The 8,507-nt window shown below is 68.5% G+C and carries 10 protein-coding genes and 3 pseudogenes; 7 read left to right on the top strand and 6 right to left on the bottom strand.

Features of this window, described 5'->3' with window-relative positions; translation table 11 throughout:
* Window positions 1-58: 58 nt before the first annotated feature.
* The 3 genes from ACFYWX_RS32110 to ACFYWX_RS32100 form a co-directional block, all read right to left on the bottom strand.
* A complete protein-coding gene (locus ACFYWX_RS32110) occupies window positions 59-472 on the bottom strand; it encodes a transposase (RefSeq protein WP_389428093.1) in 414 nt (137 codons plus the stop codon).
* A gap of 85 nt (window positions 473-557) precedes the next feature.
* A complete protein-coding gene (locus ACFYWX_RS32105) occupies window positions 558-782 on the bottom strand; it encodes a transposase (protein ID WP_389428091.1) in 225 nt (74 codons plus the stop codon).
* Window positions 783-1,041: 259 nt separating this feature from the next.
* A complete protein-coding gene (locus ACFYWX_RS32100; RefSeq protein ID WP_389428089.1) occupies window positions 1,042-1,275 on the bottom strand; it encodes a hypothetical protein in 234 nt (77 codons plus the stop codon).
* Between ACFYWX_RS32100 and ACFYWX_RS32095 the strand changes: the two genes are divergently transcribed.
* Window positions 1,274-1,480, top strand: a complete 207-nt coding sequence (locus ACFYWX_RS32095) for a hypothetical protein (RefSeq protein ID WP_389428087.1) — start codon at window positions 1,274-1,276, stop codon at window positions 1,478-1,480. The two genes, ACFYWX_RS32100 and ACFYWX_RS32095, sit on opposite strands and share 2 nt — an antisense overlap.
* A gap of 798 nt (window positions 1,481-2,278) precedes the next feature.
* Here ACFYWX_RS32095 and ACFYWX_RS32090 read toward each other — a convergent pair.
* Window positions 2,279-2,491: pseudogene (locus ACFYWX_RS32090) on the bottom strand (transposase family protein); the annotation flags it as partial.
* 82 nt (window positions 2,492-2,573) lie between these two features.
* On the opposite strand from ACFYWX_RS32090, the pseudogene ACFYWX_RS32085 reads away from it, so the two are divergent.
* The 3 genes and pseudogenes from ACFYWX_RS32085 to ACFYWX_RS32075 all read left to right on the top strand — a co-directional run bounded on the left by ACFYWX_RS32085 (window position 2,574) and on the right by ACFYWX_RS32075 (window position 4,976).
* A pseudogene (locus ACFYWX_RS32085) lies at window positions 2,574-4,016 on the top strand (NF041680 family putative transposase).
* Window positions 4,017-4,157: 141 nt separating this feature from the next.
* Window positions 4,158-4,403, top strand: coding sequence for a hypothetical protein (locus ACFYWX_RS32080; protein ID WP_389428085.1), 246 nt, complete (start codon window positions 4,158-4,160; stop codon window positions 4,401-4,403).
* A 69-nt stretch (window positions 4,404-4,472) separates the two neighbouring features.
* A complete protein-coding gene (locus ACFYWX_RS32075; RefSeq protein ID WP_389428083.1) occupies window positions 4,473-4,976 on the top strand; it encodes a hypothetical protein in 504 nt (167 codons plus the stop codon).
* Window positions 4,977-5,112: 136 nt separating this feature from the next.
* Here the strand turns inward: ACFYWX_RS32075 and ACFYWX_RS32070 are convergent, their stop codons facing one another.
* Both ACFYWX_RS32070 and ACFYWX_RS32065 read right to left on the bottom strand, forming a co-directional pair.
* Complete coding sequence (locus tag ACFYWX_RS32070) at window positions 5,113-5,979, bottom strand: GNAT family N-acetyltransferase (RefSeq protein ID WP_389428081.1); 867 nt, start codon at window positions 5,977-5,979, stop codon at window positions 5,113-5,115.
* A gap of 40 nt (window positions 5,980-6,019) precedes the next feature.
* The gene (locus tag ACFYWX_RS32065; protein ID WP_389428116.1) at window positions 6,020-6,169 is read right to left on the bottom strand and encodes a hypothetical protein; all 150 of its coding nucleotides are present in this window, start codon (window positions 6,167-6,169) and stop codon (window positions 6,020-6,022) included.
* Here ACFYWX_RS32065 and ACFYWX_RS32060 point away from each other — a divergent pair.
* The 3 genes and pseudogenes from ACFYWX_RS32060 to ACFYWX_RS32050 all read left to right on the top strand — a co-directional run.
* Window positions 6,101-6,292, top strand: a complete 192-nt coding sequence (locus ACFYWX_RS32060) for a hypothetical protein (RefSeq protein WP_389428079.1) — start codon at window positions 6,101-6,103, stop codon at window positions 6,290-6,292. The genes ACFYWX_RS32065 and ACFYWX_RS32060 overlap by 69 nt on opposite strands.
* Before the next feature lie 85 nt (window positions 6,293-6,377).
* The gene (locus ACFYWX_RS32055; RefSeq protein ID WP_389428077.1) at window positions 6,378-8,147 is read left to right on the top strand and encodes a DUF4158 domain-containing protein; all 1,770 of its coding nucleotides are present in this window, start codon (window positions 6,378-6,380) and stop codon (window positions 8,145-8,147) included.
* Window positions 8,110-8,448, top strand: a pseudogene (locus ACFYWX_RS32050) (Tn3 family transposase); the annotation flags it as partial. The gene ACFYWX_RS32055 and the pseudogene ACFYWX_RS32050, both read left to right, overlap by 38 nt.
* Window positions 8,449-8,507: the final 59 nt, after the last annotated feature.

Raw genomic sequence — 8,507 nt, 5'->3', positions numbered from 1 at the left:
CACGACGTGCACACATCCCGCAAGACGCAGCCAGCGAAACAGCGAGCGAAGAAGTCGACTACCCCACGGCCCCGCCGCACAGGTTAAAGATCAAGCTAGGGCGTGTATCGAATGTGCTGTCCGGGATGGTGCAGCGGATGCCGCGCCGTCGCAGGTAGGCGCGGTTCTTGCAGGAGGCGTACGCCTTGTCCGCGCGGACCCGCCTCGGCCGGGTGCGGGGCCTGCCCGGCCCCAGCCGGGGAACCCGGACACAGCCCAGGACGGCCTCGAACTGCGGGGAATCACCCCACTGCCCCGCCGTGATGACGATCGACATGGGCTTCTGCCGCTGCTCGACGGCCAGGTGCACCTTGGTGGTCAGGCCGCAGCGCGAGCGTCCGAGTCCATGGTCGACCGGTTCGGCGACGATACCGCCGGGCAGCTCCTTCTGCAGGTCCCCCTTTCCCCGCCCCGGCAGCGTGCTGGTGGGCACGGACGACGGTGGAGTCGACGTCGAGGTCCCAGGTGATCAGATCAATGGCGTCCGCCTGGGCCTGGAGGGCGGTGAAGATCCGCTGTCAGGCGCCGTCCCGCTGCCAGCGGCGGAACAGGTCGTACGCCCGGCCCCACGGTCCGTACTCGACGGGCATGTCCCGCCAGGGGATGCCGGTACGGACCCGGAGGTGTATGCCGCCGATGAGCTGCCGCCGACTCCATGTCGGCGGCCGACCGGGCTTCTTGTCCTTCGGCAACAACGGCTCCAGCACGGCCCATTGCCCGTCCGTCAGATCTCCACGTGCCACGAACCAAGATCATTGCACGATCAAGATCCACTTCATGGGGGCACGATTTGACGAATGCGCAGTGGGCGAAGCTGGAACCCCTGGTCCCCACTGGGAAGAAGTCCGGACGACCGCCGGTACACACCAAACGGCAACTGATAGACGGCCCAATGACGCCTCGCCCTCTGGGATTCTGCCACCGAAGCGGCGTCACTCCACCCACTGGTCGCTCGGATAACCGCTTCCGGTCATCATTTGCCGGACAGGACCTGGCCCACCGTCACCGGTCGGCAGCGGCTCTCGGATCGACCTCGCACTCATCGATCATTTCCACGCGTCCCGAGCTGGCAACGGGCACCCGGAAGGTTGTTTTGTCCTTCGCGGGTACCGACACCTGATCGGAAGTGTCGATCATGGTGTAGCCGTGCTTGTCCTTGAAGTTGACTCTCACGGTGAAGAGGCCGTCGCGTCCGTTCGGATTTCTGATCTCGACGGTCGCGTATGGGTCCTCCATGCTTGCGCAGTGCACGAGCACGGCGGTGCCGTCCTTCAGGGGCCGGGCGGTACCGCTGGAGGGGGACGCCGTGGGGGTGGGCTGTGAACTGGCGCCGCTGTCACCGGTACTCGTCCCGGAGTCGTACGAGTCACTGCTGGGCGAGCCGCTGGACGAACTGCCGTGCGAGCCACCGCCGCCCGACGTCGAACTGTCGTGGTCCTGACTGGAGCTGCTGCAGCCGCCCCCGTCACTGCTGTCGTGGCTGCTGTTTCCTTGGCCACGGCCCGATGAGAACCCGGTCAGGGCCAGTACGACCATCGCCGACACCGCTGTGAATCTGAGCCTGCGCCCCCGTATGCACATGCCCCCACCCTACCCACGGCGCGTCGCACCGCTTCCGGCGAGGGCAGGCCGAGCAGCTCTGTTTTCACGGGGTACAGGCCGTGCCAGTCGCCTGTTCCGCGTCTCGCGCATACACGTAGCGGTCCTTGCTGCACGCGCACATGACGCCGACGCCGTCCTTGACCACGGGGCGCCGATGATCTCTCCCCGCCGCCGTGGCGGTGAGCCAGTCAGCAGCTTCGGCCTCGGTCAGGAGCAGCGCCTGCGTCTGGTGGGCGGAGCCATCTTGGACGACATGGACGAGGCCCTGGGCGCAGGCTCTCGCGGTCCATCCGGTACCTCACGGCCAGGGCCTGCCAGATATCCCAGTACACCTCGTCGATCACAGCATCGGCGTACTCACCTTCCTCGACAAGCAGTCGTACGCCGATACCGTCATCGCCGGTCCCGTCGCTGCCGGGGGTTGCGCGGCAGGTCTGCACAACCTGATCGCCTGATGAATGGCCGTTGCGGGGCCGGAGAGCGTTCAGCGGTGACGGGACGGAGGCAGGACCCGCTCGAGGAACTCCAGCCTCGTCCGACGGGGGAGCTGGCTGTCCAGCCCCAGGGCGGTGCGGATGGATTCGGCGGTGACGCCGCGCGGGATTTCCAGGCGGCGCTCGGCGTCTCCGATGATCTCGCCAATGACGTGGTGGGCAGCCAGGGGCTGGTGGGCTACCTCGTAGGCGTGGGCGGTGCCGATGGAGATGCCGAAGCCGGCCGCGAGCTGGGCGAGGGGGTCGTGCCTGCGCAGGTACACCCGGCCGACCAGCGCACGCTGGTGCGGCGGGAGCATGGCGACCCACTCGACCAGGGCGTGAGGCAGGTCGAGTGCAGCAGAATACGGAACCAACGCGGCTCCTGTGCCTGTGGGTTGAGACTTCGAACACCTCCCCCAACGGCACGGGAGCCTCGTGCGTTGCGCATCGCGTTGTCTGCTGCACCACGATGCCCAGCGGGAAGCGTTCGCGGTGGCGTCACACTTCCGGGGCGACTTCTTCGACTGTCTGACTGCGCGCGGAGACACGCTGTTCGAGTTGGCTGACGCGGTGCTGTGCGCGGACGGGCCGGTGACCACGCCGGTGGACCTCACGCTGACGGCCGAACATCGGCGCGGGCACGGCGCGATGTATGAGGCGCTGAACAGCGGGAACGTGGACGTACCCCGGTTGCGGCAGGTGCTGGCCGGTCTGCCGATGCCGCGGGCCGCCGACGGGCGCCTGGTCCTGGCGGTCGACGTCAGCAACTGGCTGCGCCCGGACGCGCCGACCAGCACGGACCGTCTGTTCTGTCACGTTTACGGCCGTAATGGACGGTCCTAGGACCAGTTCGTGCCCGGCTGGCCGTACTCGTTCGTCGCCGCCCTCGAATCGGGCCGGACGTCCTGGTGCCCGCTGCTGGACGCCGTCCGTCTCGGACCCGAGGACGACGTCGCCGAAGTGACCGCCACCCAGGTCCGCCGTGTGGTCACGGACCTGATCGAGATGGGCCGCTGGCACTTCGGCGACCGCGACATCCTCATCGTCTTCGACGCCGGCTACGACGCCCCGCGCATGGCCGACCTCCTCGACGGCCTCCCGGTCGAGGTGTTGGGACGGATGCGCTCCGACCGCGTCATGCGGCGACCGCCGCCTTCGCTCAAGGAGTACGCCCTGTCCTACCCCCAGGGCGGGCGACCGCCGAAGCACGGCAAGGAGTTCCGCTTCGCCAAGCCGGAGACCTGGGTCGAGCCGGACGCGGCCACAACGCAGGTCACCGACCGGTACGGCACCGCCCGCGCGATGGCCTGGAACCGCATCCACCCCCGCCTGACCACCCGCTCCGCGTGGATCGACCACACCGGCGAACTCCCCATCATCGAAGGCACGCTGATCCGCCTCCAGGTCGAACGCCTGCCCGGCGGAGGCAACCCGCTCCCGCTCTGGCTCTGGTCGTCCGCCACCAGCCTGAACAGCGAGGACGTCGACGTGCGCTGGCAGGCATTCCTACGGAGATTCGACCTGGAGCATCCTTTCCGGCTGATGAAACAGACCCTCGGGCGGACCCGACCGAGGCTGCGAACCCCCCAGGCCGGCGAGCGCTGGACCTGGCTGATCACCGCCGCCCACACCCAGATCCGCCTCTTGCGCGAGGCCGCCGCCGACTTGCGGCGGCCGTGGGAGAAGCCGGCCGAGCCCGGCCGACTCACCCCGGCCCGCGTCCGCCGGGGGTTTCGGAACCTCCGCCCGCACCTGCACTGCCCGGCCCGCGCGCCGAAACCATCAACTCCCGGACCTGGAAGGCCACTTGGCTCGAAGAACCGGCGGACCGCCACCCGCTACGACGTGGGCAAGACCGTGCAACGACCCGAGAGCATCATCGAACGAAACCTACTCTGACCTTAAAGAACAAGGTCAGAAGCTGTTTCAGAACCGGTGATCTGTGACGTTCTGTAAGGATCCGTCTTCGGACCACGGCGCGCCCGGGCCGCTGACGATCAAGTGCCTAGCGTTGGTTTCTCCTGCCGCCACACTCGATCCATGCTTGACCAAGGTCGATTGTCGCAGTGGGCGCGGGTAGGCCGCCGCCTCGAGGATGTGCAGGCCGTCTACAAAGGTGCGCCGGGCGGCACCGATGCTGCAATCGACGCGGTGCTGTCGTTCCTCGAAACCGTGCACCGCCTCAAGGACTGGCTCGGTGTCGGCGTACGCGGCCCAACTTGGAACGCGGCTACGTGCACAACCTGGTGCGCGCGCTGTCGGGACGTGTGGTTTTGCTGGATGTAGGGGCTGACGAACGTGCGGCTGCTCGACGTGGCACAGCCGAGGTGGCCCAATCGCGGAGAGGGTGATCGCATGCTGGTCGAGGCGTTGACGGCCCTGGCACTGGCCGGCGGTACTGCGGTGGTCCAGGCCGCCGGGACCGATGCATGGAAAGGCCTGCGGCGACGGATCGGGGATCTCTTCGCGCGCGGTGACGCCGCGCGAGCGGCGGCTGAGCTTGAGCGCTTGGATCACACTGCGCAGGTCCTGAGCAGTACGAGTGACATCGCCACCGAACGGCTGCGGCAGGAAGGTCTGTGGCAGGGAAGGTTCGAGACCCTGCTGGAAGGCCTCGATCCCCCCGGGCAGGAACGGGCAGCTCAGCAATTGCGGGAGCTGCTGTCGTTCGTTGCCGCTTCAACCGGCGATGTGGCCGTCGGAACGGGCAATGCCTCCGCCCGCGAGGGCGGCAGCGCGGTCAGCGGTGTCAAACGCACGGGCGGTAGCCATTCGGGCCCTGCGACGGCTGTGAGCACCGGCGACGCCGAAAGCTCGGGGACCGGTTCCAGCGCCGTCAGCGGCGTCGTCAACGAATAGCCGCCCACGACCAGCCCGAGCACCCAGCAGTTGAATCACACCATCGCGCGTCGCCCGACGTCGGGCGGCCCGAGTCCGGTCCCGCATTTCGGCGATCGCCTGGAACCCGGGCCCGCTTTGCCGAGCCGCCACGGTGTCAGGCCGTCCGGATCCGGTCCCGCACCTCCGGCTGCGCCTCGAACCCGGCCGCCTTGTACGTGGCGATGCCACCGACGTTGGAACTCGGCGTGCAAACGCGCACGCTCGACGAGCCCATCTCCCGCAGCGCGGCCGCCCCGGCCACGGTGATCGCCCGGCCGTAGCCGCGACCACGGTGGTCCTCGTGTACGCCCATCGGCTCGACTAGCCCCGGCTTCCCCGGGCCGGCCGACCACACCGTCACCACCGCCGCCGCGTTGCCCTGGTCGTCATAGGCGCCCAGGCAGCGGGCGTCTGCGTAGAACGGTCCCGCCGACATCGCGTGCCAGTACTCGCGCGTAGGCCTCGAGGTGTTGAACGCCGACCGCAGTACGTCGGCGAAATCCTGCGCCTGCTCCGGGCCGATCGCCCTGATCCGCACGCCGGGGTCCTCCACCGGCTCCGCGAGGCCGCGGAAGAGCGGCGTCCACGGCTCGTCGACGCCCCAGCCCTCCTTGGTCAACAGGTCGTGAAGCAGCAGGCCCAGCGGCGCCTCGATCGACACCGCTCCTTCCGGCAGCACGCCGCGCTCAGGCAGCGAGAAGTCCTCGACGAGCCGCCGCGCCAAGCCCTCATCCTGGAAAGCGTCCGGAGCGACCGTCATCCGCACCACCATCGGCGAGTCCAGCATCCCGACCGCGAGGATCCGTCCGTCCCGGCTCCAGGTCCGGACCACCGCGGCCGTCTCGGCCGTTCCGAACCGGTAGTTCCAGCCAATGTCCCCCGAATGCAATTGCATCGGCGCGCCGTCGTACTGCCATTCCCGCAGCGCGGCCATGGCCTCGCGCACCCCGTCGCCCGCCGGCGTTCCCAGCACAATCGTCATAGCCGGGATCAGACACCCCATCCCGAAGGTCCGCAACCGATTAACCGACCCAGTAGTGCTGCCGCAGCGGCCCGACTGAGACCTTCGCTCCGCGCAGTAGTCCTGCCGGCGGGACATCGCCGTGGATCTGCTCGCTGATCCGCCGCATGACGCGCATCGCCACCTCGAACTCGTCACGCCCGACCCGCACGTCTACCAGCTGCTCGGCCAGCTACTCGTCCACGACGTCCAGCTCAGCCCGTCGAGCGGCGATCCGGTCCAGCATCATGGGATCGGCCCTGGAGTCCTGGCTCAGACACCAGCCGCAATGTAGGTCGCGGGTAGCCGGACGGACCCCGTTTCCCGCCCCTTGACGCCGTCGTTGGTCTGATCGATTGATCGAGGCCAAAGGGGCGGGCGTGCGGCAAGAGTGGTCGCCAGAGGAGCTGTTGGCGAACTGGACGCTGGTAGACGGCGACTGGGACCTGGTGGCGAACAAGGGCGGGACGGCCCGGATCGGCTTCAGCCTGTTGCTGAAGTTCTTCGAGCTGGAAGGCCGGTTCCCTGATGTGCTGGAAGAGGTCCCGTCGGCCGCGGTGGAGTACGTCGCCGATCTGGTGAAGGTCCCGGCCACCGACTTCGCGAAGTACACGCTGGTCGGCCGGACTGCCGAGTATCACCGCAAGCAGATCCGCGAGGCCCTGGGGTTCCGGCCGTCGACGGTCGCGGACGAGAAGGCGCTGGCGGAATGGCTGGCAGTGGAGGTCTGTCCGGTCGAGCTGGTGGAGGACCGGCAGCGCGAGGCCCTGCTGGTCGAGTGCCGGGCCCGGAAGATCGAGCCGCCGGGCCGGACCCGGGTCGAGAAGGTAATCGTCGCGGCGCGGGGCAAGTGGGAGAAGACGTTCTGTGCCCGCACGATCGGCCGCCTGGGCGAGGAGGGCACGGCTCGGCTGCTGTCCCTGGTGGCCGAGGACAATGAGGCGGGTACCGCCGTGCTGGCCGCGCTCAAGCGTGACCCCGGCCCGGTGGGCCTGGACTCCCTGCTCACGGAGATCACCAAGCTCAACGACGTGCGTAAGCTCGGGCTGCCCGACGGGCTGTTCGCGGACTGCTTGGAGAAGCTGGTGGCCGCCTGGCGGGCACGGGCGATCAAGATGTACCCCTCGGACTTCCGCGACACGGCGGAGGATGTACGGATCACCTTGCTTGCGGCGCTGTGCTCGTCCCGGCAGGCGGAGATCACCGATGCCTTGGTCGACCTGCTGGTCGCCCTGGTCCACAAGATCAACGCCCGCGCCCAGCGGCGGGTGGAGAAGCAGCTCACCGCCGAGTTGAAGAAGGTCCGCGCCAAGGAGGGCATCCTCTTCAAGCTGGCGACGGCCGCCGTCGACAAGCCGGACGAGGTCGTACGCCGCGCCCTGTTCCCGGTGGTCGGGGAGAAGACGCTGCGCCAGCTGGTCGCCGAGGCGAAGGCGAACGAGAAGGTCTTCAAGGCCAAGGTCCGCACCACCCTCCGCTCCTCCTACAGCTCGTACTACCGGCAGATGCTGCCGCCGCTGCTGAACACCCTGGGCTTCAGGTGCAACATCACCGCCTACCGGCCGGTGATGTCCGGTGATGGACGCGATGAAGCTGCTGAAGAAGTACGCCGACGTCGACGGCAAGACCCGCTTCTACGACGCCGGCGACGAAGTGCCGATGGACGGCGTGGTGCGCAAGGACTGGCGCGAGGCGGTCGTCGACGACAAGAGCAAGGTCGAGCGCATCCCGTACGAGCTGTGCGTCCTGGTCGCCCGGCGGGACGCGGTCCGCCGCCGCGAGATCTACGTCGAGGGTGCCGCCCGCTGGCGGAACCCGGAGGACGACCTGCCCGGCGACTCCGAGGCCACCCGCGCCGTGCACTACGCCGCGATCCGCCAGCCGCTGAACCCGCGGGCGTTCATCGCGGACCTGAACAAGCGCATGACCGCGGGCCTGGACCGCCTCTCCGACTCGCTCGCGGAGGGCAGCGCGGGCGGGGTGAAGGTCACCACCCGCAAGGGCGAGCCGTGGATCACCGTTCCGAAGCTGGAGCCGCTGGCCGAGCCGACCGGCCTGGCGGCCCTCAAGGAGGAGGTCGCACGTTGCTGGGGCGTCCTGGACCTCCTGGACGTGGTGAAGAACGCCGACTTCCTCACCGGCTTCACTGACGAGTTCTCCTCGGTGGCCGCGTACGAGCGCATCGAGCGGGACGTTCTCCAGCGCCGTCTGCTGCCGGCCCTCTTTGCCCTGGGCACGAACATGGGAATCCGGGCGATCGTGGCGACTGGCGAACACGGCGAGAGCGAAGCCGCGCTGCGGCACGTCCGGCGGCACTTCATCACCGTCGACAACCTCCGGACCGCCGTCACCAGGCTGGTTAACTCCACCTTCTCTGCCCGCGACGCCGCATGGTGGGGCCGCGGCACCGCGTGCGCGTCGGACTCGAAGAAGTTCGGGTCCTGGTCCTCGAACTTCATGACCGAGTACCACGCCCGATACGGCGGCAACGGCGTGATGATCTACTGGCA

The organism is Streptomyces sp. NPDC002888, from assembly GCF_042888465.1.
Lineage (GTDB): Bacteria > Actinomycetota > Actinomycetes > Streptomycetales > Streptomycetaceae > Streptomyces.
The sequence above is the reverse complement of the archived record's forward strand: the minus strand, read 5'-3'. Positions and strand labels throughout refer to the sequence as shown.